Here is a 323-nt window from a genome sequence, read left to right as displayed (position 1 = left end):
ACCATAGATTGCTCTTCTGTAAGGTTTTGAATTACTGATCGCACTTTATCGTTTCGCATCTTAAGCGTTTTCTGCGCACAAAACCATAGATTGCTCTTCTGTAAGGTTTTGAATTACTGATCGCACTTTATCGTTTTGCATCTTAATGCGTTTTCTTAGCTTAAATCGCTTATATCTGGCGCTGGCAATAGCTGATAATCGATGCACATTAATTGCTAGCGAAAATGCAAGAGCAAAGACGAAAACATGCCACACATGAGGAATACCGATTCTCTCATTAACATATTCAGGCCAGTTATCTGGGCTTAAAAGCAGAAGTCCAA

The 323-nt window shown here is 39.0% G+C and carries 1 protein-coding gene; it reads right to left on the bottom strand.

Features of this window, described 5'->3' with window-relative positions; genetic code table 11:
- Positions 1–60 precede the first annotated feature (60 nt).
- A partial coding sequence (locus JIV24_RS22285) for a super-infection exclusion protein B (RefSeq protein ID WP_234445934.1) occupies positions 61–323 on the bottom strand: 263 nt, incomplete at its 5' end.

The organism is Carboxylicivirga marina, assembly GCF_016612505.1.
Classification (GTDB): domain Bacteria; phylum Bacteroidota; class Bacteroidia; order Bacteroidales; family Marinilabiliaceae; genus Carboxylicivirga; species Carboxylicivirga marina.
Note: the sequence above shows the minus strand (reverse complement) of the source record. Positions and strands in the feature narration are given on the sequence as shown.